Annotated in this window: 23 protein-coding genes and 3 tRNA genes; 17 read left to right on the top strand and 9 right to left on the bottom strand. The window is 56.9% G+C overall.

Annotated features, from left to right (window positions below; genetic code table 11):
• The first annotated feature begins 27 nt into the window (after positions 1 to 27).
• The 8 genes from N2M06_RS04735 to N2M06_RS04700 all read left to right on the top strand — a co-directional run bounded on the left by N2M06_RS04735 (position 28) and on the right by N2M06_RS04700 (position 5,844).
• Positions 28 to 102 (top strand) — tRNA-Arg (locus tag N2M06_RS04735).
• 59 nt (positions 103 to 161) lie between these two features.
• A complete protein-coding gene (locus N2M06_RS04730; RefSeq protein WP_346351775.1) occupies positions 162 to 992 on the top strand; it encodes an SDR family oxidoreductase in 831 nt (276 codons plus the stop codon).
• Positions 993 to 1,001: 9 nt separating this feature from the next.
• Positions 1,002 to 1,850, top strand: a complete 849-nt coding sequence (locus tag N2M06_RS04725; protein WP_346351774.1) for a TraB/GumN family protein — start codon at positions 1,002 to 1,004, stop codon at positions 1,848 to 1,850.
• Between the two features lie 70 nt (positions 1,851 to 1,920).
• A complete protein-coding gene (locus tag N2M06_RS04720; protein WP_019933508.1) occupies positions 1,921 to 2,073 on the top strand; it encodes a DUF3149 domain-containing protein in 153 nt (50 codons plus the stop codon).
• Positions 2,074 to 2,185: 112 nt separating this feature from the next.
• The gene (smrA, locus tag N2M06_RS04715) at positions 2,186 to 2,767 is read left to right on the top strand and encodes a DNA endonuclease SmrA (RefSeq protein ID WP_346351773.1); all 582 of its coding nucleotides are present in this window, start codon (positions 2,186 to 2,188) and stop codon (positions 2,765 to 2,767) included.
• A 21-nt stretch (positions 2,768 to 2,788) separates the two neighbouring features.
• On the top strand, positions 2,789 to 4,264 hold the full coding sequence (locus N2M06_RS04710; RefSeq protein WP_346351772.1) for a carboxypeptidase M32: 1,476 nt from the start codon (positions 2,789 to 2,791) through the stop codon (positions 4,262 to 4,264).
• Positions 4,265 to 4,314: 50 nt separating this feature from the next.
• Complete coding sequence (locus N2M06_RS04705) at positions 4,315 to 4,692, top strand: DUF393 domain-containing protein (RefSeq protein ID WP_317073961.1); 378 nt, start codon at positions 4,315 to 4,317, stop codon at positions 4,690 to 4,692.
• 66 nt (positions 4,693 to 4,758) lie between these two features.
• A complete protein-coding gene (locus tag N2M06_RS04700; protein ID WP_346351771.1) occupies positions 4,759 to 5,844 on the top strand; it encodes a ketoacyl-ACP synthase III in 1,086 nt (361 codons plus the stop codon).
• Here N2M06_RS04700 and N2M06_RS04695 read toward each other — a convergent pair whose 3' ends face one another.
• Positions 5,845 to 6,324 carry a VC2046/SO_2500 family protein gene (locus N2M06_RS04695; RefSeq protein ID WP_346351770.1) on the bottom strand — a complete coding sequence of 160 codons (480 nt, stop codon included), beginning with the start codon at positions 6,322 to 6,324 and terminating at the stop codon, positions 5,845 to 5,847.
• A 131-nt stretch (positions 6,325 to 6,455) separates the two neighbouring features.
• Between N2M06_RS04695 and N2M06_RS04690 the strand changes: the two genes are divergently transcribed.
• Positions 6,456 to 6,540, top strand: a tRNA-Tyr gene (locus tag N2M06_RS04690).
• A 54-nt stretch (positions 6,541 to 6,594) separates the two neighbouring features.
• Positions 6,595 to 6,679, top strand: a tRNA-Tyr gene (locus tag N2M06_RS04685).
• 82 nt (positions 6,680 to 6,761) lie between these two features.
• On the opposite strand, the gene N2M06_RS04680 is transcribed toward N2M06_RS04685, so the two are convergent.
• A complete protein-coding gene (locus N2M06_RS04680) occupies positions 6,762 to 9,854 on the bottom strand; it encodes an efflux RND transporter permease subunit (protein WP_346351769.1) in 3,093 nt (1,030 codons plus the stop codon).
• Positions 9,841 to 10,863, bottom strand: coding sequence for an efflux RND transporter periplasmic adaptor subunit (locus tag N2M06_RS04675; RefSeq protein WP_245541354.1), 1,023 nt, complete (start codon positions 10,861 to 10,863; stop codon positions 9,841 to 9,843). The genes N2M06_RS04680 and N2M06_RS04675 overlap by 14 nt, the downstream gene beginning before the upstream one ends.
• Before the next feature lie 189 nt (positions 10,864 to 11,052).
• On the opposite strand from N2M06_RS04675, the gene xthA reads away from it, so the two are divergent.
• Positions 11,053 to 11,862, top strand: coding sequence for an exodeoxyribonuclease III (xthA, locus tag N2M06_RS04670; RefSeq protein WP_346351768.1), 810 nt, complete (start codon positions 11,053 to 11,055; stop codon positions 11,860 to 11,862).
• A gap of 30 nt (positions 11,863 to 11,892) precedes the next feature.
• Here the strand turns inward: xthA and N2M06_RS04665 are convergent, their stop codons facing one another.
• The 4 genes from N2M06_RS04665 to N2M06_RS04650 all read right to left on the bottom strand — a co-directional run bounded on the left by N2M06_RS04665 (position 11,893) and on the right by N2M06_RS04650 (position 15,101).
• Positions 11,893 to 12,585: an ABC transporter permease gene (locus N2M06_RS04665; protein ID WP_346351767.1), complete on the bottom strand. Its 693-nt coding sequence runs from the start codon at positions 12,583 to 12,585 to the stop codon at positions 11,893 to 11,895.
• Between the two features lie 3 nt (positions 12,586 to 12,588).
• Positions 12,589 to 13,329, bottom strand: coding sequence for an ABC transporter permease (locus N2M06_RS04660; RefSeq protein WP_019933498.1), 741 nt, complete (start codon positions 13,327 to 13,329; stop codon positions 12,589 to 12,591).
• Positions 13,330 to 13,528: 199 nt separating this feature from the next.
• Positions 13,529 to 14,305 (bottom strand): ABC transporter substrate-binding protein, encoded by a 777-nt coding sequence (locus N2M06_RS04655; RefSeq protein WP_317073953.1) that lies wholly within the window; start codon positions 14,303 to 14,305, stop codon positions 13,529 to 13,531.
• Between the two features lie 28 nt (positions 14,306 to 14,333).
• Entirely contained in the window at positions 14,334 to 15,101 is a 768-nt protein-coding gene (locus N2M06_RS04650; RefSeq protein WP_346351766.1) for an ATP-binding cassette domain-containing protein, read from the bottom strand.
• 325 nt (positions 15,102 to 15,426) lie between these two features.
• Here N2M06_RS04650 and N2M06_RS04645 point away from each other — a divergent pair, with 325 nt between their 5' ends.
• From N2M06_RS04645 to ycaO, 3 genes are all read left to right on the top strand, one after another.
• Entirely contained in the window at positions 15,427 to 16,338 is a 912-nt protein-coding gene (locus N2M06_RS04645) for a lysine exporter LysO family protein (protein ID WP_346351765.1), read from the top strand.
• Between the two features lie 152 nt (positions 16,339 to 16,490).
• Positions 16,491 to 17,594, top strand: coding sequence for an aspartate-semialdehyde dehydrogenase (gene asd / locus N2M06_RS04640; RefSeq protein WP_346352152.1), 1,104 nt, complete (start codon positions 16,491 to 16,493; stop codon positions 17,592 to 17,594).
• Between the two features lie 339 nt (positions 17,595 to 17,933).
• A complete protein-coding gene (gene ycaO, locus N2M06_RS04635) occupies positions 17,934 to 19,691 on the top strand; it encodes a 30S ribosomal protein S12 methylthiotransferase accessory factor YcaO (RefSeq protein ID WP_346351764.1) in 1,758 nt (585 codons plus the stop codon).
• A 201-nt stretch (positions 19,692 to 19,892) separates the two neighbouring features.
• Here ycaO and N2M06_RS04630 read toward each other — a convergent pair whose 3' ends face one another.
• Together N2M06_RS04630 and N2M06_RS04625 are read right to left on the bottom strand one after the other, a co-directional pair.
• The gene (locus N2M06_RS04630; RefSeq protein WP_346351763.1) at positions 19,893 to 20,621 is read right to left on the bottom strand and encodes a DsbA family protein; all 729 of its coding nucleotides are present in this window, start codon (positions 20,619 to 20,621) and stop codon (positions 19,893 to 19,895) included.
• A gap of 142 nt (positions 20,622 to 20,763) precedes the next feature.
• Positions 20,764 to 21,393: an energy-coupling factor ABC transporter permease gene (locus tag N2M06_RS04625; protein WP_346351762.1), complete on the bottom strand. Its 630-nt coding sequence runs from the start codon at positions 21,391 to 21,393 to the stop codon at positions 20,764 to 20,766.
• Between the two features lie 223 nt (positions 21,394 to 21,616).
• On the opposite strand from N2M06_RS04625, the gene N2M06_RS04620 reads away from it, so the two are divergent.
• From N2M06_RS04620 to N2M06_RS04610, 3 genes are read left to right on the top strand one after another with little or no spacing between them, the layout of a single operon-like run.
• On the top strand, positions 21,617 to 22,564 hold the full coding sequence (locus N2M06_RS04620) for a TAXI family TRAP transporter solute-binding subunit (protein ID WP_019933490.1): 948 nt from the start codon (positions 21,617 to 21,619) through the stop codon (positions 22,562 to 22,564).
• Between the two features lie 45 nt (positions 22,565 to 22,609).
• Positions 22,610 to 24,625, top strand: coding sequence for a TRAP transporter permease (locus N2M06_RS04615; RefSeq protein WP_346351761.1), 2,016 nt, complete (start codon positions 22,610 to 22,612; stop codon positions 24,623 to 24,625).
• Positions 24,622 to 24,993, top strand: coding sequence for a DUF1850 domain-containing protein (locus N2M06_RS04610; protein WP_019933488.1), 372 nt, complete (start codon positions 24,622 to 24,624; stop codon positions 24,991 to 24,993). Before N2M06_RS04615 ends, N2M06_RS04610 begins: the two co-directional genes overlap by 4 nt.
• Positions 24,994 to 25,001 lie beyond the last annotated feature (8 nt).

Genomic DNA, 25,001 nt, shown 5'->3' with positions numbered 1-25,001 from the left:
GAAATTTGCAATATTGTAGCCCGCTGTGTCCCCGTAGTTTAATGGATAAAACAAGCCCCTCCTAAGGGTTAGATGCAGGTTCGATTCCTGCCGGGGACGCCATTCATCGACGCTTTCCTTTCTGCTACATTGACGACTTCGGTTCAAACTGGGAGTCATTAATGTCTAAATCCGTCCTGATTACCGGCTGCTCTTCCGGCATTGGTCATGCTGCCGCTCACTATCTTAAGCAACAAGGCTTTAATGTGGTGGCTTCCGCCCGCCGGCCGCAGGATGTATTGCAGCTGGAGCAGGAAGGGCTACAGGCGGTATTGCTGGACCTGGCAGACGATTCCAGCATAGAGCAGGGCCTGGAGCAGGCTCTGGCTTACACCAATGGCACCCTTTATGGCCTGTTTAATAACGGTGCCTACGGCCAGCCCGGTGCCCTTGAAGATCTGCCCACTGAGGCGCTGCGGGAGCAGTTCAATACCAATTTTTTTGGCACCCATCACCTCACTCGGCTAGTGTTGCCCCTGATGCTGCAGGCCGGTGAAGGCCGCATTATTCAGAACAGCTCGGTACTGGGGCTGGTAGCCATGAAGTATCGCGGTGCCTATAACGCCTCCAAGTTTGCCCTGGAAGGCTACACAGACACACTGCGGCTGGAGCTTGCCGGCACCCCTGTGCATGTGAGTCTGCTGGAGCCAGGCCCCATTGAAACTCAGTTCAGGGCCAATGCCCGCGCCGCTTTTCTCCGTCACATCAATATGAAAGACAGCCGCCACCGGGCCGGCTATGAACAAACGCTGGCCCGGTTGGAGAAGCCCGGCCCCAGCTCCCGCTACAGCCTGCCGGCGGAAGCTTGCCTGCCTCCTGTGCTGCACGCCCTGACCAGCGCCAGCCCCAAAGCCCGTTATCCGGTGACCCGGCCCACCAAAATGCTGGGCTGGCTGCGCCGGTTTATGAGCACAGCCGCCCTCGACCGGCTAATGTTAAAGGCCGGCGGCTGAGGAGAAAATATGAAAACCGGATTATGGCTATTGTGGCTGTGGTGTGGCTCTGTGCTGGCGGCTCCGGCGCTGTGGCAGGCACAAAAAGGCGAGCAGCAGTTGTGGCTGTTCGGCTCTGTGCATATTGCCGATGAGCGGTTAAGCCAGTTGCCTGCAACTGTGTTGCAGGCACTGGATAACAGCGAATTGCTGCTGCTGGAAATTGATCCGCTCACCCTTAAAAGCAGCGATTTCTCCCATGTAATCACACCAAATACACACTGGGCCGAGCGTCTGGGACCTGAGCTTGCCGCAAAGCTTGAACAGGCAGTGAATGCCAGCGGCCAGCCCATGCTGCGTCAGCTGCCGCCCTGGTTTGCCGCATTGCAGCTGACGCAGTTAAAAGCCCGGGAGCTGGGCTTTCATACTCAGCAAGGGGTAGATATGCAATTGCGGCTGCGGGCCCGGCAGCAAAATCTGCCCGTGGCCGGTCTGGAGTCACCGGCGCTGGTGATGGAATTGCTGGCCTCGCTGCATGAGCGCGGACTGGAGCGCGACTTTATCACTCACAGCCTGGACGAGCTGGAGCAAATGCAGCCGCATCTTGAGCGCCTGCTCAACACCTGGCTGAAAGGTGATGAACAGGCACTGCTGGACCTGTTGCAGGAAGAGCAAAGCCCGGCATTAACCGGCTTTATAGAGCAAGAGCTGCTGGCCCGGCGCAATCACCTCTGGCTGGAACGCCTGGAGCAGCTGGCCCCCGCCAGGGCCTTGATGGTAGTAGGTGCCCTGCACCTTTACGGCGAGCAGGGGCTGATACAACTACTGGAAAATAATGGCTATACCCTTAATAAAGTTGAGGATACACCGCTTTATTGATCAGGATCAGAATCCGTCACAGCGGTCTCGTTAATATGCCTTTAACGGAGCGCGAGAAAGGAGACAAGCGATGGCATTCTGGCTCGATTTAATGTTTGGTAGTGATGTGGGTTTTATGTCGATGATGGTAATTATTGCCACTGCCCTGCTGATCAGTTTCTATGCGGGTTACTTCATCTACAAGGTAATGAAGGCAGATCCCAATGGTGAAGCCAGCAAATAACTACGTTAAAAAACGGCGGGCTTCACTCTCCTCCTCCCCTGAGGCCCGTCGTTCCCCCTTTTAATCCAATTGCTTATACTGCGGCTAATTCCGAACACCAAGGAACCGTGTTATGAGCCATAACGACTGGTCCTCTTTTCTTGATGAAATGGACGGACTGACGCCCCTGAAGCAGGACACCCTGCCCGCCAGCCACGCCAGCAAACGCGACGCAGCCACCATTGCCACGCGCCGCAAGGCGGCAGAAACCAGCGCCGAAGCTGCCCTGCCGCTGTTGTCGCTGGATCATGTAGCGCTGCTGCGCCCTGACGATATGGTAAGCTACAAAAAGCCCGGCGTGCAGGAAGGTGTGTTCAAAAAGCTGCGTCTTGGCAAATATCCCTGTGACGCCCGTCTCGATCTGCATCATCACAGCGTGGAAAAAGCCCGGGACGCCCTGCTGAACTTTTTGCAGGGCTGTCTGCGCCGCAACCTGAGGGCGGTGATGATAGTGCACGGCAAGGGCGAACGCAGCCAGCCGCCGGCCCTGCTCAAAAGCTATGTTTCCGGCTGGCTGCCCCAGTTGCCGGAAGTGCTGGCCTGCCACAGCGCCCTGCACCAGCATGGCGGCAGCGGCTGTCTTTATGTATTGTTGCGCAAAAGCGAACAGGCCAAACAGGATACCCGGGAGCGGCTGCAAAGCCGGCAGGGGTAACCGCTTACCAAAGGAAGCATCATGTCTTATTCCGCACTGGAACAGCATTTTGAACAACTGCATCACCTGCAGCACCTGGGTGCCATCTGTGGCTGGGATCAGGCCACCATGATGCCCGCCGGCGGCAATGAGGCCAGAGCCGAGGCCCTGGGCACACTGGCAGTATTGTGCCATCAGCAATTACAGGATGAGCGTCTTGGCGACTGGTTTGCTGGTGCAAAAAACGAAGCGCTGTCTGCTGAACAGCAGCAAAGCCTGGCAGAAATGCAGCGCAGCTGGCGTGATGCCACCCTGCTGCCGCAAGATCTGGTACGTGCCCGCTCGCTGGCCGGCTCCCGCTGCGAGCATGCCTGGCGCAGCCTGCGTCCGGCCAATGACTGGGCCGGCTTTTTACCCTTGTTTGAAGAAGTGGTGGCGCTCTCCCGCGAGGCCGCCGCCGCCCGCGCCGATGCGTTGGGGCTGTCCCGTTACGACAGTCTGCTGGAGCTGTATGAGCCGGGCATGCGCAGCCAGACCCTGGACGCTTTGTTTGATGATCTGAATCAGTGGCTGCCCAACCTGATTACGCAAGTGCAGGAAAAACAGCGCAACGAGTCGGTGCTGCAGCCGGCTGGCCCCTTTGCCACCGAACAACAAAAAGCCCTGGGGCTGGAAGTGATGACAAAGCTTGGCTTTGACTTTAACCGGGGCCGTCTGGATGTAAGCGTTCATCCTTTTTGTGGCGGCGTCAGTGACGATGTACGCCTGACCACCCGCTATGACGAAAACGACGCCGCCCAGGCGCTGATGGGCATTATTCATGAAACCGGTCATGCCCGCTATGAGCAGAGCCTGCCGGCACAATGGCGCAAGCTGCCCGTGGGCCAGGCCAGATCCATGGGAGTGCATGAGTCCCAGAGCCTGTTCTTTGAAATGCAGCTGGGCCGTCACCCGGCTTTTCTGGCCCAGCTGTCTCCGCTGCTGAACCAGTACCTGGGCGAGCAGGCCGCCTTTGCTCCTGACAACCTGGCCAGACTCTACACCCGCGTGCAGCCCGGTTTTATTCGCGTGGATGCCGATGAAGTCACCTACCCGGCTCATGTGATGCTACGTTACCAGATTGAACGGGATCTGATCGAAGGCAAACTTGAGCCCCGCCATGTGCCCGAGCGCTGGGATCAGTTAATGCAGCAGTATCTGGGGCTCAGCACCAAGGGCGATTACAAAAACGGTTGTCTGCAGGATATTCACTGGACCGACGGCAGCTTCGGCTATTTCCCCAGCTATACCCTGGGTGCCATTTATGCCGCTCAGCTGGCCGAGGCCATGCAGCAGCAACTGGGCCGCTTTGAGCAGCTGCTGAGCGGGGATCTTGCCCCCGTGTTCAACTGGCTGCAGCAACATATCTGGCAGCATGCCAGCCTACTGTCCACTGAGGAGTTATTGCAGCAGGCCAGCGGACAAAGCCTGTCGTCTGCGCCCTTTCGCCGCCATCTGGAGCAGCGCTATCTGGCTTGAACCGTCTATGCTGAAAACAGGTTTCACGGATGAAGCCATGGAGGACTGCTTTGGATGATAAAAAACCACGCCACCAGCTGGTGGTGTTTTACGATGGCTCCTGCGAAGGCTGCATCAAGGACAGAGCCCGCTACGAGCGCTGGGCCGGCGACAGGGGCCGGGATATTTACTGGTTTGATATTACCGACAAGGAAGAAGTGCTGCTGGGCATGGGTATCAGCCCGCAGCAGGCCTTGCAGGAGCTGCATGTGCAGACTGCCGAAGGGGATATCCATTCCGAGCTGGATGCCTATATTCTGCTGATGAAACGGGTGCCACGATTAATGCCGCTGGCCTGGTTTATCGGCCTTCCGGTGGTGCGGCCGGTTCTTTCCTGGCTATATCGCACCTGGGTGCGCCGGCGGCTGGAGCGGGACGGCCGCCTGTAAGCGCTAGAGTTATGCCCGGGCCTTGGGCATAATCGATGAATCTTTCACCTGAACAGCGGGAATCTCATGCGTTATGCCAATATCACCGGCTGGGGCAAATGTCTGCCGCCGGCCGTGCTGAGCAATCAGGATCTCAGCACCTTTCTGGATACCTCGGACGACTGGATTCAAAGCCGCACCGGCATTCGCGCCCGGCGCATTGCTCATGTAAACACCTCCGACATGGCCACGGTAGCAGCCCGGCAGGCACTGGCCGCCGCCGGTCTTGAGCCACACCAGATTGACGGCATTATTCTGGCCACCGCCAGTCCCGACACTCTGGTACCCAGCGCCGCCTCGGCGGTGCAGCGCAATCTGGGCATTCCCGCCGCTGCCGTATTTGATCTCAATGCCGCCTGCACCGGCTTTATTTATGGCCTGAGTGTGGGCTCGGCCATGATCCGCGCCGGCAGCATGAACCGGCTGCTGGTAATTGGTGCCGAGCGCCTGACCCACTATCTGGACTGGACCCGCCGAGATACCGCCGTGCTGTTCGGTGACGGTGCCGGTGCTGTTGTGCTGGAAGCCAGCGACGCTCCCTGCGGCCTGATTGCCGACAAACTGGGTTGTGATGCCGAGGCCAGAGATATTCTGGCAGTACCCGACTCAGGCACGGGCCGCACCCGCTTTGCCCATGTGGACGGTCTGTTTGATGTGAACTTTGAAGGTCAGGAGATTTTCAAGCGCGCGGTGCGGGGCATGGGTGAGGCCGCTGCTTTTGTGCTGGATGAGGCCGGTGTCAGCCCGGAGCATATTGATCTTATGCTGCCTCATCAAGCCAATGTGCGCATTATTGAAACCCTGGCCAAAAAAATGGCGGTGCCCGCCGATAAAGTCATGGTCAATATTGCCGACTATGGCAACACCTCGGCGGCTACTGTGCCCATTGCCCTGTGCGAAGCCCTGGAGCAAGGCCGCATTCGCCCGGGCGCGCTGCTGCTGACCGCCGCCTTTGGTGCCGGTCTTACCTGGGGTGCAGGGGTGATTCGCTGGGGCGAGCGGGTTACGCCAATACGGCAAAGCGATGCCGCCCTGCCCCCCTGCGAGCACAGTGCGCTGACATTGCTGGCTTCTGCCATTGAAGGCTGCCAACAGGCAAATAAACAGCGCTGATCAGGCGGTGGCGTGCACCGCTTCCAATACCTCCAGCATACGCTCGGGCTGCTGGGGCAGATAGGCATTCAGCTTGCCCTGCATACGCGCCAGTGCTCTGGGGTCCAGGTTGGAAGTGACCTCGGCGGGCAGTTCATCGCGGCAAGGTTTAAGGGGCTCACCGCGCATGGCCAGCAGCAGCCGCAGGCTGTCTTGCTGCAGTGAGCCGGCAAGCGTACTCAGGGTATTGGCGCGGGCCTGATCCCGTTGCTCGGCAAACATGGGCGGTGTGGGCTCGGGCAATGCAAAATACTGCCGCCAGTCGGGCTCACCGGCCGGCGTAACCGGCTCATCAATGCGGGGCAGATCCCGGGCATCTTCCGACAGCATGGCCAGCAGCAAGCCAAAATCACGACGCCGCCCCTGGTGAACCGCCTGATTAAGGCTGTCTCCCAGCTGGCTGTCGTTGATCAGCAAATTGGCCTGCACCTGTGTGGTCATGAAAACCCGAAAAGTTTAAAAGTTGAGCGTTTAAACCTTTATCGGCCGGAAACCCCCGATATTTAGCAAATTAATTGCCCTTCAGGGGTTCACAATGCCGTTTGTTTTGGTAGTATGCGCCCCACTGATGTGGAGGGGTTCCCGAGTGGCCAAAGGGATCAGACTGTAAATCTGACGGCTCAGCCTTCGCTGGTTCGAATCCAGCTCCCTCCACCACCTATTCAGTTCAGCGCGCAAGCGATGAGCAACACAATGTGCAAGTTTACTCGTGGAGGGGTTCCCGAGTGGCCAAAGGGATCAGACTGTAAATCTGACGGCTCAGCCTTCGCTGGTTCGAATCCAGCTCCCTCCACCATCATTTAAAAAAGCCGGTGCACTGCACCGGCTTTTTTATGCCTTAATACAGGTTGCCGCACTAATGTGCGGCATTCCTTTATTTACTCCCCGCTCTCCTTCAGCTCGGCTTCCAGCCGGCGCTGCTGGTGCTCCGGTGATTTGGTATGACGTGCCAGCATGCGATACATGGCCGGCACAATAAACAGCGTCAGCAGGGTGGCCAGGGCCACACCGCCAAATACCACCATACCTACCGCCTGCCGGCTTTCTGCTCCGGCCCCGCTGGCCAGGATCAGCGGCACAGCCCCGGCTACCGTGGTAAAAGCGGTCATCAGAATGGGACGCAACCGACGCACCGCCGCCTCGGTCAGGGCATCGTCAAACTCCAGCCCCTTGTCCCGCAGCTGGTTGGCAAATTCCACGATAAGAATACCGTTTTTAGTCACCAGGCCAATCAGCATCACCATGGCAATCTGGCTGTAGGCGTTAAGGGTAATGCCTGCCAGATACAGGCCGAGCAGACCCCCTACCAGCCCCAGCGGTACCGTCAGCAGCACAATAAAGGGATGTATAAAGCTCTCGAACTGAGCCGCCAGAATTAAAAATACCACCAGCAGCGCCAGTCCGAATACAAAGGCAATGTCGCTCTGATTGGAGCGGTATTCCAGTGACTCGCCCTTATAATCCACGGTAGCGGCATCGGGCAGGTTATCCCGCACCAGGCCGTCCAGATAGTCCAGCGCTTCACCCAGGCTGTAGCTGCCTTCCAGGTTGGCACTCAGGGTAATGGCTTTTTTACGGTTGTAATGATTAAGCGAGCCCGGTGCCCCCTGTTCCTTCAGGCTGACCAGATTATCGAGCGACACCAGCTGGCCGCTGTCGGTGCGTAAATAAAGCGATGCCAGATCGTCCATGCGACTGAAGTCATCTTCGTTACCCTTGAGGAATACATCGTATTCCTCCCCTTCACGGGCATAGGTGGTGACCGCCTGGCCACCCAGCATCACGTTCAGGCTGTTGGCCACCTCGGTTACAGATATACCCAGACTCGCTGCCCGCTGCTGGTCTACCTGTACCAGCAGCTCTGGTTTGGTGCGATCAAAGTCGAGTTCAAGATCGCCCAGGCCGGGATTATCCCGGGCCAGAGTACGCAGCTGCTCAGCCCACTCCAGCAGCTGATCATAATCGGCCCCGCCCAATACAAACTCAACCGGTGTACTGGAGCCGCTGCGAATGGATGACGGCAAGATGGGGATCACCAAAACATCGGTCACATTACGGGTAAGCGCGCGAATGCGCCCGGCCACCTCTGCCGACGACACGCTGCGCTCATTCCAGTTACTGAGGCTGGCAAACATGATGCCGCTGTTCACACCGCCGCCAAAGCCGGGAGTGCGCACCGTCAGGCTGCTGATAATGCCTTCTTCCCGCAGTGGCATCAGGCTGCTTTCCACCTCGCCCATGGCCTTGCTCATGCGTTCAAAGCTGGCCCCTTCTGCCCCTTTAACCATGACGAACACCACGCCTCTGTCCTCTTGTGGTGTCAGACTCTGAGGAATTTCCCGAAACAACAGGGCAATAACACCCAATGCTGCCACCATGACCACAGGGGCCCACCAGCCATGGCGCAGCTCCCGCACCAGCAGCCGGCGATAGCCTTTTTCAAGGCGGGCAAAGGCACGGTCAAAATATTGCGTCAGCCGGCCGGGCGCTTGCTCCCGTTTCAGCAGCTTACCTGCCATCACCGGACTCAGGGTTAACGCCACCAGCGAAGAAAAGCCCACGGCAGCCGCCAGCAGCACCGCAAACTCGGTAAAGATACGACCGATAATGCCGCCCATAAACACAATGGGTAAAAACACCGAAATCAGCGTGAGTGTGGTGGCAATTACCGCAAAGCCCACTTCTCGGGTGCCGTGCCAGGCTGCTGCCAGCGGTGAGCGCCCCCGCTCCAGATGGTGATAAATATTTTCCAGCACCACAATGGCATCATCCACCACCAGACCAATGGCCATGATCAACGCCATCAGGGTAATCAGATTGACCGAAAAGCCCATCACCATGGCCACAATAAAGGCACTGATCAAGGATACCGGCACCGTCACCGCCGGAATCAGCGTCGCCCGCATCTGCCCCAAAAAGATATAAATCACCAGCACTACCAGCGCCATGGTAATGAACAGGGTCTGATACACTTCGTCGATGGCGCTTTCAATAAACACCGAGCTGTCATAAGTCCAGGTCAGCTCGGTGTTATCAGGCAAAAAAGGCTGCTGTGCCCGCACTGCCCGCTTGACTTCATCAATCACTTCCAGAGTATTGGCCTGGGTTTGTTTGACGATACCAAGTCCTACCACACTCTGACCATTGGAGCGGAACAGCGTATCTTCGGGCTTTTCTCCTTCCCATATTTCCGCCACATCCCGCAGATAAATCCGCTCGCCCCCGGCCAGATTACGAATGGCCAGGTTATTAAAGTCGGCTGCCAGGTTATAACCCCGCTCAATACGGGCGGCAAAGTTTTGCTGATCGTTTTCCAGGGTGCCGGCGGGAAGCTCAACGTTCTGGCTGCGCAGAGCGGCGGCAATATCGGCCACTGTCACGCCCCGCACCGCCATGGCGGCGGTATTAAGACGCACATTCATTACCCGCTCCTTGCGTCCGCCCACCCACACGGAGCTGACGCCATCGAGCAGGCTGAATCTGTCTGCCAGCACATTTTCGGCATAATCCCCCAGCGCCAGTGCCGACATACCGGTAGATCTGAGGGTAACCCATAGGATCACGTCGTTACGCCCGGTGTCTTTGGTGACCACAGGGGCATCGGCATCATCGGGCAGCCGGCGTGAAGCCCGGGACACGGCCTCGCGTACATCACTGGCGGCATTATCAAGATCCCGATCCGGATTAAACTCCACCGTAATGCGCGAGCTGCCGTCACTGGTGGATGAGCTGATAAACTTGACGCCGCTGATGCCCGACAACTCGTCTTCCAGCCGCTTGGTCACCTGGCTTTCCATCACGCTGGCGCTGGCACCGGTATAGTCGGTGCGCACCGTTACAATGGGTGAGGTGGTGTCGGGCATTTCCCGCAGGGGCAGTTCAAAAAAGGCGATCAGACCAAACACGCACAGCATCAGGCTGAGCACGGTAGCCAGCACCGGCCGGGCAATGGCGATATCAGAGAGCCGCATCGGCCACCTCCACCTGAGCGCCGTCTCTGAGCTTGACAATGCCTTCACTGACCACCCGTTCGCCGGCGGCCAGGCCGTCGCTTATCTGCACCCACTCTCCCAGATTGCGACCTGTGATGACACTGCGCCGATCCACCTTGCCGGCCTCATCAATCACATAAACGAAACGCTGATTACCCGCATACAGCAGGCTGCTGGCCGGTACTGCCAGGGTAGTGCCATTATCCAGTTCCAGCTGCACTTGCATCAGCATGCCCGGCACCAGGGCACCGTCGCTGTTATCAAACTCCAGCCGTACCTGGGCATTCAGAGTATTGGCGTCCACCGCCGGTGCCACTACCTTGATGGTGCCGCTGAAACTGCGCTCTCCATAGGCCGCGGTAGTGCCCTGCAGCTGGTCTCCTGTTGTTAGACGGGAAAAATATTTTTCCGGCACCGCCAGGTCGAGCTTGAGCTGCTCAAGCTGATACAGCTCAGCCACGGGTTCATTGGCGCTGAGCAGACTGCCCGGAGCCACATCACTGAGCCCCATTACACCGGCAAAGGGTGCGGTCAGACTGAGATAGTCGAGCTCTACCCGGGCTGCCTGCAGCCGGGCTTCGGCCATGGCGACGGCGGCCTGCTGGCCTTCCAGCTCGGTTTGAGTCACCGCCTTGCGTTTAAACAGGGTCTGAAAGTTGTCCAGAATACGCCTGGCATCGCGCAGCTCAGCCACCGCTTCACTGACCGCCGCTTTGGCGGCTCTGTTGTCCAGACTAAGCAGCAGATCACCTTTTTCTACTGCCTGCCCGGGCACAAAGTGTACCTCCGTTACCCGGGCGCTCACCTGGGGCGCTATGGCCACCTGCCGGTTGGCCTTGAGGGTACCCACCAGCTGCAGCCTTGACGGCAGCTGTTGCTCAGTCACGGTAATGGCACTGACTACGGCTCCCTGCTGAGCCGGCACAGTGGCAGAAAACAATACCAGGCAGCAGACTGCCGCCAGGGTTTTATATTTTTTTTGCATCATTTTTTTCCAAACACCAGTTACCGTCAGTGTACCTGTTTGGCACAACCAGACTATGTCAATGTTCCGTAAAGTTGTTACAAAATGTGGCAATGTCAGCAGACCGGTGCTTTACGGCAAAAAGCACGCCCCGGCTGCCCGGCTTGCCGCTTTCTGTTAGCATGTGGCCAAATTTTTTAATCTACGCATTTTATGAAAGTTATCTCTTTTAATATCAATGGCCTTCGCGCCCGTTTGCATCAGTTACAGGCGCTTGTCGACAAACACAATCCGGATATTATCGGCCTGCAGGAAACCAAGGTGCACGATGAAGCCTTTCCGCTGGAAGCGGTGCAGGCCATGGGTTATCACGTTTATTTTCATGGTCAGAAGGCCCATTATGGAGTGGCCTTGCTGAGCAAACAGCCGGCGGTAAGCATACAGAAAGGCTTTCCTGCCGATGCGGAAGATGCCCAGCGGCGCATGATTATCGGCCGTTTTGAACGCCCCGACGGCAGCCAGTTTACCGTGCTGAATGGCTATTTTCCGCAAGGTGAGAACCGCAAGCATGAAACCAAGTTTCCGGCCAAGGAGCGGTTTTATCAGGATCTGCAACATTATCTGAATGAGTATCACCGGCCCGATGAAGATCTGGTGGTAATGGGGGATGTGAATATTTCCCATACCGATCTGGATATCGGCATTGGCGAGCCCAACCGCAAACGCTGGCTGAGGGAAGGCAAGTGTTCCTTTTTGCCGGAAGAGCGGGAGTGGATGGAGCGGCTGCTGAGCTGGGGCCTGACCGACACCTGGCGGCTGCAGAACCCGACCAATGCCGAGACCTATTCCTGGTTTGATTATCGCAGCAAGGGCTTTAATGATAACCGCGGCCTGCGCATTGATCTGGTGCTGGCCACGCAGCCGCTGCTGGCAAGGCTTGAAGACACCGGCGTTGATTATGAGCTGCGCGGCATTGAAAAGCCCTCGGATCACGCTCCCATCTGGGCCAGCTTCAGGGATTAAATGCTGCTCCCCAGTCCCTGTTCCCCGCATTTACCCCTTGCGCGGGCGCAGGTGTCTGAACCAGCGCTGTTCCAGCCGGCGAAAGCCCCACACCAGCAGAAAGGTCAGGCACATATAGAGTAGCCCCGCCGCCAGAAAGGCCTCAAAGGGTGAGTAGTAGCGGGAGTTGACGATGCGCGCCGCGCCGGTGAGATCCACTATGGTGATCACTCCCGCCACTGCCGAGCCGTGCAGCATAAAGATCACCTCATTGCTGTAGGCCGGCAGTGCCCGGCGAAAGGAGTTGGGCAGAATAATACGCCGCAGAGTGGCCAGGCGGCTCATGCCAAAGGCATGGGCCGCTTCTATCTCGCCCTTGGGCATGGTGTTAATGGCACCGCGAATAATTTCGGCGGTATAGGCACCAGTATTGAGGGTAAAGGCCAGCACGGCGCAGAACCAGGCCTGGCTGAACCACTCCCAGGCGGCGGAGTCTTTCAGCCACTGCCACTGGCCGGCACCGTAATAAATAAGAAACAGCTGCACCAGCAACGGCGTGCCGCGAAAAAAATAGATATAGGCCCAGGCCGGCCCTTTCAGCAGCCAGTTGTTACTGTTGCGCAGTATGCCCATGGGTACGGCAAGCAAGAGCCCCAGCACCAGTGCCAGCGCCACCAGCCAGACGGTGGTGTAGAGCCCCTGCCAGTACACCGGCCACTCGTTAAGAATGATTGAAAAGTCCATGGCTTACCTTCCCGGAATGGCGTAATGGCGCTCGGCCCAGCGCAGCAGCGAGGTAGACAGGGTGGTAAACAGCAAAAAGATCAATGCCACCGCCATATAAAAGGTAAAGGGCAGCTGAGTGGCCCCTGCCGCCAGCGAGGCACTGCGCACCATGTCATCGAGGCCGATGATGGACACCAGCGCCGTGGTCTTGAGCAGCACCAGCCAGTTATTGCCCAGCCCCGGCAGGGCATGGCGCATCATTTGCGGAAACAGCACACGGCGAAACACCAGCAGTGGCCCCATGCCATAGGCTCTGGCGGCTTCCAGCTCGCCTTTGTCTACGGATAAAATGGCTCCTCGAAAGGTTTCCGCCATATAGGCACCAAAGATAAATCCGATGGTAATAATGCCGGCAATAAAGGGACTGATTTCAATATAGTCCGGCACATAGCTGGTCCATTCATGGTTGGGATCGCCCCCGCCCAGCCAGTGATTCAGTGATTCGTTAAGGGAATATAAAGAGTTATTCAGCAATACCTGGCCGCCAAAGAAGATCAGCATCATCAGCACCAGATCGGGAATGCCCCGTATGACCGTGGTGTAGAGGGTGGCCAGCCAGCGCAGCGGACGCACCGCAGACAGCTTGGCCAGCGCCCCCAGCAGCCCGAGTGTGACCGCCAGCAGCAATGACAGCAAGGCCACCTGCAGGGTAATCCAGGCCCCGTCCAGCAAGGCACTTTCATAGCCTTTTAAATCGAACATCACCACTTCCTGTTTCTCTTGCTCTGCCCGCGGTTCTACTCTGCACAAGGGCAAAAACCAGGATTCAATCAGCAGGACCTCTGCGCCAGGGCCGAAAATTGCTCCTGCATATTCGGCATTCCCGCCATCCCTGGCGGTCAGACGCGCAGCGGACTCGTTTTGAATCTGGTTTTTGCCCTTAATTCAGGTGCAGCGTCAATTACTCGCCGTAGACGTCATAATCGAAGTATTTGTTGTTCACTTCCTGATATTTGCCGTTTTCACGCAGCTCGAGAATGGCCTTGTTGAGCATCTCTTTCAGATCTTTATCCTGCTTGCGCACGGCAATACCAAAGCCTTCACCAAACCATTGTTCATCGGTGACCGAGGGGCCAACAAATTCAAAGGCATCACCGCCTTCCTTGTTGAGCAGGCCTTCTTCAATGGCGGTGGCATCCAGGAACACATAGTTCACCCGGCCGGCCTTGAGATCCAGATAGGCATCGTCGGCGTTGCCGTAACGTACCAGCTCCACATCCTTGCCAAAGTTGTCGGTCAGATACTTGTCGTGGGTGGTGGCAATCTGTACGCCCACTTTCTTGCCCGCCAGGCCTTCCTTGCTCAGCTCAAAATCACTGCCCTTGGGGGCCACAAACTTGTTGGGCACCAGCGCATATTTGCCGGTAAAGTCCACGGTGCGCTTGCGCTCTTCGGTAATGGACATGGCGGCGATAATGGCATCATATTTACGCGCCAGCAGCGCCGGAATAATGCCGTCCCAGTCCTGGGCCACCAGCTTGCACTGCACCTGCATCTGCTCACACAGGGCATTGGCCATGTCTACGTCAAAGCCCTGCAGCTCGCCATTTTCATCGGTCCAGGAAAAGGGCGGATAAGCCCCTTCAATGCCAAAACGCACGGTTTTCCATTCCTTTGCCTGCACCGCACCGGTGGCAAGGGCAGCCATGACGGCACCAGCAATCCACAGTTTTTTCATGACATTCTCCTTATGTACATTCACTTGTTTAATAAACCGAAGAGATAAATTGCCGAAACCGCTCCGACGACGGATTGGCAAACACTTCTTTGGGATTGCCCTGCTCTTCCACCACGCCCTGATGCAAAAACATCAGCTTGTTGGAGACATCACGGGCAAAGCTCATTTCATGGGTAACCACCAGCATGGTGCGGCCCTCTTCCGCCAGCGCCCGCATTACACCCAGCACCTCGCCCACCAGCTCCGGATCCAGCGCCGAGGTGGGCTCATCAAACAGCATGACTTCCGGCTCCACCGCCAGCGCCCGGGCAATGGCCGCCCTTTGCTGCTGGCCGCCGGACAAGTGGCCGGGATAATAGTCCCGCCGCTCATACAGGCCTACCCGTTGCAGCAGCGCCTCACCTCTGGCAATGGCCTCTTTTTTGGGCACCCCCAGCACCTGCACCGGCACTTCAATAATATTCTGTAAAATGGTCATATGAGACCAGAGGTTAAAGCTCTGAAACACCATGGCCAGACGGGAACGAATACGCTCTACCTGGCGCATGCTGACCGGCTCACGCTCGCCGGCCCGGTTGGTGCGCATTTCGATCAGTTCACCATGCAGGCGAACCTCACCGGCAGAAGGCGTTTCCAGCAGGTTGATACAACGCAAAAAAGTAGATTTACCGGAGCCGGAAGAGCCGATAATGGAGATCACATCTCCCTTGTTGGCAGTGAGATCAATGCCTTTGAGTACTTCCAGCGAGCCATAGTGCTTGTGCAGGCCCGAGACTTCGAGGGCGGGTTTGCTCATCCGTTAGACCTTTCTGTTGCTTTCCTTGTTAGTTAACAGCTTGTTAACCTGTGCGGCAAAACTTATCACCGGACTGACGCAATAACAACATAATCCGCCGGCAAGAGCCAGTAATGTCGGTTTTTTATACCAATAGTTCACATCTGGCCACATAAAATTATGCATAAAACCGGAATAAAATCTCAACAAAGGCTTGGTTTTCGCGTTTTAAATTCATAAAGCGTAAGACAGCCGCTTTTTTTTAACGAATTGCTCACGTATGCTGTCGCAACACAGTTTAATGGTCAAAAATTGTGCCTGACCACCCAACGGGAAGATAATTACCATGTACTCCGGCATGCTTATCGTATTACTGCCCCTGGCGCTGGGCTATTGCATTCCCTGCCGCTCTCAATCCTTGCTGCACTTTATTAATGTATCTGTAGAACGCATGGTATATCTGATCCTGTTTCTGATGGGGATCAGCCTAGCCTTTGTGGATAATCTTAGTACTCACCTGGGCACAATCTTTATTCTTTGTGGCGTTTTTCTGGCCTGTGTCACGCTCTGTAACCTGGCCGGGCTCTGGCTGCTGGACCTGCGCCGGGGCCGGCTCAGTGGCGAGCGCGGTGCACCGGTTATCAGCAAATGGGCGCTGCTGCTCGACTCGGCCAAGCTGTGTCTGGTGATCCTGGCCGGTGTGGGCCTTGGCCAGTTTCTTGACCCAGGCTGGTTTCAGGTAGATACCCTGAGCGAATGGGCCTTGATGCTGCTGCTGTTACTCATTGGCATTCAGCTGCGCAACTCGGGCATGAGGCTGCGCCAGATTTTGCTGAACCGCTGGGGCCTGGCCATAGCCCTGACGGTGATGGTTACTTCCTGGATTGGCGGCCTGATGGGGGCCTGGCTGATGAATATGCCCCTGAGCCAGGGGCTGGCCTTTGCTTCAGGCAACGGCTGGTACTCACTGTCGGGCATCTTAATCGGCGACAAGCTGGGCCCGATCATGGGCAGCGCCGCCTTTCTTAACGATCTGGCCCGGGAGCTGATTGCCATCATGATCATTCCGGCACTGATGCGCCGCCACCCCAGCTGTGCCATCGGTTATGGCGGTGCCACTTCCATGGACTTTACCCTGCCGGTGCTGCAGCGTTCCGGCGGCGTGGCCATAGTGCCGGTGGCCATTGTGTCGGGCTTTGTGCTGAGTCTGGCAGGGCCTGTGCTGATACTGAGCTTTCTGTCTTTTACCAGCGGCTGACCCCCGTCGGCACGGCGTTTAGGCGGGATATGCAGCAGCCTTAACTGTACAAAAAACAGTCGATTTTTTCGGTTTTTCCTTGCACCTTTGGCTGCAATCAGTATTGTGTGGGGCAGGTTTTTTGATTCTCTTTCAAAGAAAGGACACGAATGATGAAGAAAGTAGGTCTGGTCGGCTGGCGCGGTATGGTCGGCTCTGTTCTGATGAGCCGCATGGTGGAAGAAGGCGATTTTGCCCGTATTGATCCCGTCTTTTTCACTACCTCCCAGGCCGGGCAGCCTGCACCGGACTTTGGCAAAGACGCCGGCACCCTGCAGGATGCCTACGACATCGACGCCCTCAAGGCGCTGGATGTGGTGCTCACCTGTCAGGGCGGCGACTACACCAAAGACGTTTATCCCCGCCTGCGTGCTGCGGGCTGGAATGGCTACTGGATTGATGCTGCCTCTGCCCTGCGTATGGACGACGACGCTCTGATTGTGCTGGATCCGGTAAACGGCAAGCAAATTCAGGATGCGCTGGCCAAGGGCACCAAAACCTTTGTAGGCGGTAACTGCACAGTGAGCCTGATGCTGATGGCGCTGGGCGGTCTGTTTGAACAGGATCTGGTGGAGTGGGTGTCTGTTTCTACCTATCAGGCGGCCTCCGGTGGCGGTGCCCGTCATATGCGTGAGCTGGTTACCCAGATGGGCATGCTGCGTGACGAAGTGGCCGGTGAGCTGGCCGATCCGTCCTCCGCCATTCTGGAGCTGGAGCGCAAGGTGACCGAAAAAACCCGCAGTGGCGACCTTCCTGTCGATAACTTCGGTGTGCCTCTGGCCGGCAGTCTGATCCCTTGGATCGACTCCCAGCTGGAAAATGGCCAGAGCCGCGAAGAGTGGAAAGGCCAGGCCGAGACCAACAAAATTCTGCAGACCGGTGCTGCCATTCCGGTAGACGGCCTCTGTGTGCGTGTGGGTGCTCTGCGCTGCCACAGCCAGTCTTTCACCATCAAGCTGAAGAAAGACATTTCGATCCCGGAAGTGGAAAAGCTGCTGGCCAGCCACAACGACTGGGTAAAAGTCATTCCCAACGATCGCCAGCAGTCCATGGACGAGCTGACCCCGGCCGCCGTGACCGGCACCCTGAGCGTGCCGGTGGGCCGCCTGCGCAAGCTGAACATGGGTCCGGAATATCTGGCCGCCTTTACCGTGGGCGACCAGCTGCTGTGGGGGGCCGCCGAGCCCCTGCGCCGCATGCTGCATCTGCTGCCCTAAGCCGCCACCACTGTTGCTGAAAACGCCCGCCCCGTGCGGGCGTTTTTGTTGCTGCCAATTCACCCCAGTGCGAAGCAGCAGCGCGGTTGCGCTTCGCCGACACGCTTCAAGCACCTCCCTGTGTCGCTCGGCAAATGCCATCCTTGGCATTTGACGGTCGGCTACGGCAATCCCCACTGCCGCTTCGTGAAGCTGCTGCGTTGACTGTTGAATACTGACTGGCAAGCTTAGTGCCCAACGAATGCACGGCTGCGGCCTGCCATTTTGTTTCCGCTTGTTCAATTTATCGCCTCGGGTTAGGATCAGCCCCCTTTTTTGCCGAACCCGCCCGAGGTATTCATGAAAACCTTTATTCCCAGCAAAGACGCCGCGCTGGAAGACTCCATCAGCCGCTTTCAGCACAAGCTGCAGGCGCTGGGCTTCAATATTGAAGAAGCCTCCTGGCTGAACCCGGTACCTCATGTGTGGTCGGTGCATATTCGCGATAAAGAATGCGGCCTGTGCTTTACCAACGGCAAGGGTGCCACCAAAAAGGCGGCACTGGCCTCGGCGTTGGGTGAATACTTCGAGCGTCTGGCCACCAACTATTTCTTTGCCGACTTCTACCTGGGCCGGGACATTGCCGAAGGTGACTTCGTGCATTACCCCAATGAAAAGTGGTTTACGCTTCCCACCGACAACAGCCTGCCCGCCGGCCTGCTGGATGACTATACCCGCGGCTTTTACGATCCCGACGGTGCCCTCACCGCCGATATGCTGATCGATCTGCAGTCCGGCAATAAAGAACGCGGCATCTGCGCCCTGCCCTTTGAGCGCCAGGGCGACAACCAGACCGTTTATATTCCCATGAATATTGTCGGCAACCTCTATGTGTCCAACGGCATGAGCGCCGGCAATACCAAAACCGAGGCCCGCACTCAGGGCTTGTCGGAAGTATTTGAGCGTTCCGTCAAAAATCGCATTATTGCCGAGCGCATCAGCCTGCCGGCCATTCCCGATGAAGTAATGGCCCGTTATCCGCATATTCAGGAATCCATTGCCACCCTGGAAGCGGAAGGCTTTCCCATCTTTGCCTACGATGCCTCTCTCGGTGGCCGTTATCCGGTTATCTGCGTGGTGTTATTCAACCCGGCCAACAGCACCTGTTTTGCCTCTTTCGGTGCCCATCCCCGCTTTGCGGTGGCGCTGGAGCGCACCGTGACCGAGCTGCTGCAGGGCCGCAGCCTGAAAGATCTGGATGTGTTTGTGCCGCCGTCATTCGACGATGACGAAGTGGCCGACCATCACAATCTGGAAACCCACTTTATCGACTCCTCGGGTTTAATCAGCTGGGATCTGTTCCAGGAAAAGTCGGATTATGACTTTGCCGACTGGGACTTCAGCGGCAGCTCGGAAGAAGAGTTCAATCATCTGATGGCCATCTTCAACGAGCTGGAGCAGCCGGTCTACATTGCCGACTACGAGCACCTGGGCGTATATGCCTGCCGCATTCTGGCCCCGGGCATGTCGGATATTTATCCGGTGGAAGATCTGGAGCTGGCCAACAACAATATGGGCGCTCATCTGCGTGCCACTCTGCTCAGCCTGCCCGGCAGCGACGCCGACGGCGAACAACTGATGGCGCTTTATGATCAGCTGGAGCAGGACGGTCTGGACGACTTTACCCGCATTCGCGAGCTGATTGGCATTGCTTCCGACAAGGGCAGCGCCTGGCATACTCTGCGGGTGGGTGAGCTGAAGTGCATGCTGGCCCTGGCCGCCGGCGAGCTGGAAACCGCGCTGGACTATGCCGACTGGACCTTAAGCTTTAATGCGTCCGTGTTCAGCGAAGAGCGTGCCCGTTATTACCGCTGCCTGAAGGCCTCCCTGGAGCTGCATCTGTCCGACGACCGCGAGCCCGAGCAATACCGCGCCGCCTTTAGCCGCATGTTTGGTGAAAATACCGTGACTGAGGCCTGGGCCCAGATTGATGGCAGCGCCCGCTTCCATGGCCTGACCCGCGCCGATGAAAGCCTGAAGGATTTTGCCTCTCATCAGGCCCTGCTGGCCACTTACCAAAAGCTGCAGAAAGCCAAACGCGAAGCCAGCTGGAAGTGATGTTGAGGGATTAGGGACTAGGGACTAGGGAAGTGGCTAGATTGGCGATGAGCGCAGCGAATCCCAACATTTAACCTTTACGCCACTGAAACCAAAAGACCCGGGCCAAGGCCCGGGTCTTTGGCTATCGAAAGATGGGAAAACCGGAACGCTTTCACGCTCTCTAGTCCCCAATCCCCATTCCCTGATCCCTGCAGTTAATCAGGATTTCTGCTTTTTCAGAATGTCTTTCAGGCCGGCTTCGTCGATGGCACCGGGCACCAGGGTGCCATCGGGGAACACCAGTGCCGGCGTGCCGTTCAGCCCCAGCGCCCGGAACAGGCTCAGGTTCTGGTTCAGCTTGTCGGCAATGTCTTTGCTGTCGGCAGTTTTTTGCAGGCTGGCAGCATCCAGGCCGGCTTTCTCTGCAATAGTGGCAAGGGCAGCTGCCTGTACCCGCTTCTGGCTCATCATGGCCTGATGCAGCTCTTCATATTGCTTGGGTGCTTCCTGTGCGGCTGCCAGAGCCAGACGCGCCGCTTTTACTGAATCCGGCCCCAGAATGCCCAGATCCTTTACGATAATTTTCAGCTCAGGCTCGCCTTTAAGTACTTCCAGCAGGGTCTGGTTCAAACGGTGGCAGTAAGGGCAGTTGTAGTCGGTGAAATACACCATTTCTATTTTGCCGTCGGGATTACCCATTACACCGTCGGTTTTATTGTCAAAAAGCTGAGCCGACTGCTCTTTCAGCTGTTTGGAAAATTCCGCCTGCTGAGCCACCCGGTCATTTTCTTCCAGCTTGATAATGGCATCACGCAGCATTTCGGGCTCTGCCATCAGGGCTTCCCGCACGCGTTTTTGAAAGTCTTCCTGACTCATTTCTGCCTGTGCCATCATAGGCAGGCTGAGGGCCACCAGCGGGGCCAGTATTTTCAGTGTATGACGTTTCATATTATTCTCGTTTTGGCGTAATAGGTGCAGCACAGCCTACCAGAGCCGGCAGCACGGCAGAAGCCCCGTTACTTGTTGATGATGTAGTCCCTGTCATAAAAAATGCACATCCATTGGGAGCGGCTGGCCACCAGAAGCCCTGCTATTTATTGATCAGGTAGTCCCTGTCATAAAAGGTGCACATCCACTGAGGGCGGAACACCACCAGCAGGGTAATGGCCATGCCGTTCAGCAGCGCCTCGGGAAACAACAGCAGCGGTAATATGGTGAGGTAATCGTTCTGTACTATCTGCCAGCTGTACTCACCGCTCCACACCATATATGCCGCCAGTGCCGCGGTTTTTACGGAAATAGTGAGAGCGGCATTAAAAAAACCCGCCACAAAGATATAAACAAACAAATGCCGGTACAGGTAACTGTAAGTGACCAGAAACAGAAAATAGCTGAATGACACCGGCAATATTACGCCCAGCAACAGGTTTACCCCAAACTCGGACCAGGTTTCAAAACCAAACCCCGTCACCAGCAGCAGCGCCAGGGTAGCCATCAGCAGTCCCAGCCGCCAGCCCAGCATCAGCGCCAGTGTAGTCAGGCCCAGAAAATGAATCTCCAGTCCGTCCCGAATACCAGCCTGCAACATCCACAACGGCACCAGGGCGATGGCACCACCAAAACACAAATGCTGCCGGCGCTTGTCTGCCAGCAGTGCCGGCCAGTTCACCCGCCAGGCCGCCATCAGCACCAGCCCGACCGCCATTATCCATATCATCATGATTTTGCTCTTTGCTCGGTGATGTTTACCGGCTCCATAGCCAGACGGAGCCGCTCAGACATTCTGAAAATTCAGAATGAATACTACCCAACTTCCGGAATAGCAGAAACACTCTCACACTCACACCATTAAAATCAATAACTTACAAAATAAAACAGAGTGTTAACTTCTGGCACCAAACCTGCAACACCTTCATCGCAAACTCACAACCAAGGAAGAGAAAATGAAGATGTTCAAACACTGTTTGCTCGGTGCCTCGCTGGCATTGTCGGCTACCACTGCTCAGGCGGCTGAGTTTATTAACGTACTGACCGGTGGCACCAGCGGTGTTTATTACCCGCTGGGCGTTGCCATTTCCCAGCTTTATGATGAGCATATTCCCGATTCGAAAGTTCAGGTGCAGGCCACCCGCGCCTCGGTTGAAAACCTGAGCCTGTTACAAAAAGGCCGTGGCGAAATTGGCTTTGCCCTTGCTGATAGTGTGGCAGATGCCTGGAATGGCGAAAAAGAAGCGGGTTTTCCGGCTCCGTTGAAAAAACTGCGTGCCGTAGGCGCAACCTATTCAAATTACATTCAGATTGTGGCCCGGGCCGACAGTGGCATCACCAGCCTGGAAGATCTGAAAGGCAAGCGTATTTCTGTGGGCGCGCCGCGTTCAGGCACTGAGCTCAATGCCCGTACCATTTTCAAGGCAGCAGGGCTGAGCTACGATGATTTTTCCCGCACCGAGTACCTGCCCTTTGGTGAATCGGTGGAGCTGATGAAAAACCGCCAGCTCGATGCCACCCTGCAGTCTGCCGGTCTGGGCATGGCTGCCTTTCGCGATCTGGCTTCGCACGCTCCCGTGGTCTTTGTGGCCATTCCTGAAGCGCTGGTCGCCGGTATTGAAAATGACGCTTACCGTCCGGGCCTGATCCCGGCCGGAACCTATACCGGACAGGATAGCGATATTCCTACCGTGGCCATCAGCAATCTGCTGATCACCCATGAAGATGTCTCTGATGACACCGCCTACCAGATGGCCAGACAGGTCTTTGAGAACCTGCCTGCCCTGCGCAATGCCCACAATGCCGCCAACGGCATTGAGCCAGAAGGTGCCGTGAAGGGCCTGCCCCTGCCGCTGCATCCCGGTGCAGAACGCTATTATCGCGAGCAAGGCCTGATCGAATAACAAAATAACAAGCGCTGGCCGCCAGCACGGCCAGCCCGGGAGACGATGATGAGCAGTAATCAGAGCCGACACGCGCTTATTTTTTATGGCGCACTGTGTTTTTCTGTTTTTCAGATTATTACCGCTGCGTTCAGCCCTTTATCCACCACTGTGGTGCGGGCCATACACGTAGGCTTTTTACTCTTTTTGGTTTATCAGCTTTACGGTGCCCGCGGGCAAGCCCTGAGCCGGCCCTCGGTATGGGGGATTCTGCTGGGCACTGTGGCCATGTTGTTTGCTTTTTATCACTGGTGGTTTGAAGCGGATCTGATTTACCGGGCCGGCGAGCTGAGCCAGACAGACTGGGTCATTGGCACCGTGACCCTGTTGATGGTCTTTGATGCCGCCCGGCGTCTGATGGGCTGGGCACTGCCGCTTATCTGCCTTGCCTTTGTCGGCTATGCGCTGTTTGGTGAATATCTGCCCGATGTGCTGATGCACCGAGGCTACGGGCTGGATCAGGTGGTGTCCCAGCTGGCTTTCAGTACTGAAGGCATTTACGGCACCCCGACTTATGTGTCTTCCAGCTATATCTTTCTGTTTATTCTGTTTGGGGCCTTTCTGGAACAGGCAGGCATGCTCAAGCTGTTTAATGATGTTGCCATCGGCTCGGTAGGCCATACCCGCGGCGGGCCGGCCAAAGTCTCTGTGCTGTCATCGGGCATGATGGGCACCATTAATGGCTCTGGCGTGGCCAACGTGGTCAGCACCGGCCAGTTTACCATTCCGCTGATGAAAAAATTTGGCTACCGGGCCGACTTTGCCGGCGCGGTAGAAGCCACCAGCTCAATGGGAGGCCAGATCATGCCTCCGGTTATGGGGGCCGTGGCCTTTATTATGGCTGAAACCATTAACGTCCCTTACGTTGATATCACCAAGGCGGCACTGGTGCCGGCTATTCTCTACTTCTTTACCGTATTTTTAATGGTGCATCTGGAAGCGGGCCGTGCCGGCCTGAATGGCCTGCCCAAATCCGAATGTCCCAACCCGCTGCAGGCGCTGAAGGCGCGCTGGTATCTGTTACTGCCCCTGGTGGCGCTGGTGGTCATGCTGTTTTCCGGCTTTACGCCCCTGTTTGCCGGCATGATGGGACTGGCCCTGACTGTGGTGCTGATCATGGGCAATGGTCTGGCACGGCATATCAGTGCCAGAGGCTTGCGTTACGGCTTCTGGGTTATACTGGGCCTGGCCTGCGCCACCTTTAATCACTACGGCATTACTGCCATCTTTGTGATTGTGGCGGTGCTGACCGTGTTGCTGCTGGCCAAACGGGAGCAAAACATTCTGAGCACTGTGGTCAACGCCCTTTATCAGGGCGCACTGCATGCCCTGCCGGTGGGCGTGGCCTGTGCGCTGGTGGGCGTGATTATCGGGGTTATTTCACTGACCGGTGCCGCCACCATAGTGGCCGGGTTTATTATTCAGCTGGGAGAGCACAGCCTGCTGCTGTCACTGGCGTTAACCATGCTGACCTGTCTGGTGCTGGGCATGGGCATTCCTACCATTCCCAACTACATCATTACCAGCTCCATTGCCGCGCCTGCCTTGCTGGAGCTGGGTGTGCCCCTGATTGTGTCCCATATGTTCGTGTTTTATTTCGGCATTATGGCCGATCTGACGCCACCGGTGGCCCTGGCTGCGTTTGCCGCCTCTCCCATCGCCAAGGCCTCGGGGCTGCGCATCGGGGTTCGCTCCCTGCAAATAGCCATTGCCGGCTTTGTGGTGCCCTATATGGCCGTCTATTCGCCTGCACTGATGCTGCAGGGCGATGCCGGGCTGGCCGCCACCGTCTTTGTTATTTTCAAGGCGCTGCTGGCGGTATCGCTCTGGGGCATGGGGGCCATTGGTTACTGGCTGAAGCCCTTTAGTCTGGCCGAACGCCTGCTGGCAATCGCAGCGGCAGCCCTGCTGGTGTTTTCTCTGCCCATGACCGATGAGCTGGGTCTGCTGCTTGCCGCTCTGATACTGGCGCGGCACTGGTGGCAGCAACGTCGCCAGTTACAGCTCAACACAGCTTCATGATCTGTTTATCAGGTGCCAAGACGCTGGTAATGCTGCTGACCGGCAGCATTACCCTGAGCTGGCAGCATTCGGTAGAAAAAGTGCGCTGGGAGGAGCAGTACCAGTCTGACGGCCGGTATTTACTGCTTACTCACGCCAGTGTGGCAGGTTCGGGGGCCGGTATGGAGCCGCCTCCCGATGCCAGCTTCAGTGATGGCCGCTGGCACTGGAGACCCGGCGTGCAAATTGAGCAACTGGTGCTTGCCGGCTCCGAATTTACCGGTGAGTATAGGCTGTGCTCTGCCCCGGGCCGCTGCCACCCGCTGAGTCACTGGCTGCCCGGTGCCCATTCAGTCACACTGTCATCCTGCCATAAGGAGCCCCGCTAATCTCCGCC

Source organism: Oceanimonas sp. AH20CE76 (assembly GCF_039654065.1).
GTDB classification, from domain to species: Bacteria; Pseudomonadota; Gammaproteobacteria; order Enterobacterales; family Aeromonadaceae; genus Oceanimonas; species Oceanimonas smirnovii.
The sequence above is the reverse complement of the archived record's forward strand: the minus strand, read 5'-3'. Positions and strand labels throughout refer to the sequence as shown.

Excerpts from the sequence above, each read along its gene's own strand:
- N2M06_RS04730 (WP_346351775.1), top strand. The coding sequence starts at position 162 with ATGTCTAAATCCGTCCTGATTACCGGCTGCTCTTCCGGCATTGGTCAT.
- N2M06_RS04725 (WP_346351774.1), top strand. The coding sequence starts at position 1,002 with ATGAAAACCGGATTATGGCTATTGTGGCTGTGGTGTGGCTCTGTGCTG.
- N2M06_RS04720 (WP_019933508.1), top strand. The coding sequence starts at position 1,921 with ATGGCATTCTGGCTCGATTTAATGTTTGGTAGTGATGTGGGTTTTATG.
- smrA (WP_346351773.1), top strand. The coding sequence starts at position 2,186 with ATGAGCCATAACGACTGGTCCTCTTTTCTTGATGAAATGGACGGACTG.
- N2M06_RS04710 (WP_346351772.1), top strand. The coding sequence starts at position 2,789 with ATGTCTTATTCCGCACTGGAACAGCATTTTGAACAACTGCATCACCTG.
- N2M06_RS04700 (WP_346351771.1), top strand. The coding sequence starts at position 4,759 with ATGCGTTATGCCAATATCACCGGCTGGGGCAAATGTCTGCCGCCGGCC.
- N2M06_RS04695 (WP_346351770.1), bottom strand. The coding sequence starts at position 6,324 with ATGACCACACAGGTGCAGGCCAATTTGCTGATCAACGACAGCCAGCTG.
- N2M06_RS04680 (WP_346351769.1), bottom strand. The coding sequence starts at position 9,854 with ATGCGGCTCTCTGATATCGCCATTGCCCGGCCGGTGCTGGCTACCGTG.
- N2M06_RS04675 (WP_245541354.1), bottom strand. The coding sequence starts at position 10,863 with ATGATGCAAAAAAAATATAAAACCCTGGCGGCAGTCTGCTGCCTGGTA.
- xthA (WP_346351768.1), top strand. The coding sequence starts at position 11,053 with ATGAAAGTTATCTCTTTTAATATCAATGGCCTTCGCGCCCGTTTGCAT.
- N2M06_RS04665 (WP_346351767.1), bottom strand. The coding sequence starts at position 12,585 with ATGGACTTTTCAATCATTCTTAACGAGTGGCCGGTGTACTGGCAGGGG.
- N2M06_RS04660 (WP_019933498.1), bottom strand. The coding sequence starts at position 13,329 with ATGTTCGATTTAAAAGGCTATGAAAGTGCCTTGCTGGACGGGGCCTGG.
- N2M06_RS04655 (WP_317073953.1), bottom strand. The coding sequence starts at position 14,305 with ATGAAAAAACTGTGGATTGCTGGTGCCGTCATGGCTGCCCTTGCCACC.
- N2M06_RS04650 (WP_346351766.1), bottom strand. The coding sequence starts at position 15,101 with ATGAGCAAACCCGCCCTCGAAGTCTCGGGCCTGCACAAGCACTATGGC.
- N2M06_RS04645 (WP_346351765.1), top strand. The coding sequence starts at position 15,427 with ATGTACTCCGGCATGCTTATCGTATTACTGCCCCTGGCGCTGGGCTAT.
- asd (WP_346352152.1), top strand. The coding sequence starts at position 16,491 with ATGAAGAAAGTAGGTCTGGTCGGCTGGCGCGGTATGGTCGGCTCTGTT.
- ycaO (WP_346351764.1), top strand. The coding sequence starts at position 17,934 with ATGAAAACCTTTATTCCCAGCAAAGACGCCGCGCTGGAAGACTCCATC.
- N2M06_RS04630 (WP_346351763.1), bottom strand. The coding sequence starts at position 20,621 with ATGAAACGTCATACACTGAAAATACTGGCCCCGCTGGTGGCCCTCAGC.
- N2M06_RS04625 (WP_346351762.1), bottom strand. The coding sequence starts at position 21,393 with ATGATGATATGGATAATGGCGGTCGGGCTGGTGCTGATGGCGGCCTGG.
- N2M06_RS04620 (WP_019933490.1), top strand. The coding sequence starts at position 21,617 with ATGAAGATGTTCAAACACTGTTTGCTCGGTGCCTCGCTGGCATTGTCG.
- N2M06_RS04615 (WP_346351761.1), top strand. The coding sequence starts at position 22,610 with ATGATGAGCAGTAATCAGAGCCGACACGCGCTTATTTTTTATGGCGCA.
- N2M06_RS04610 (WP_019933488.1), top strand. The coding sequence starts at position 24,622 with ATGATCTGTTTATCAGGTGCCAAGACGCTGGTAATGCTGCTGACCGGC.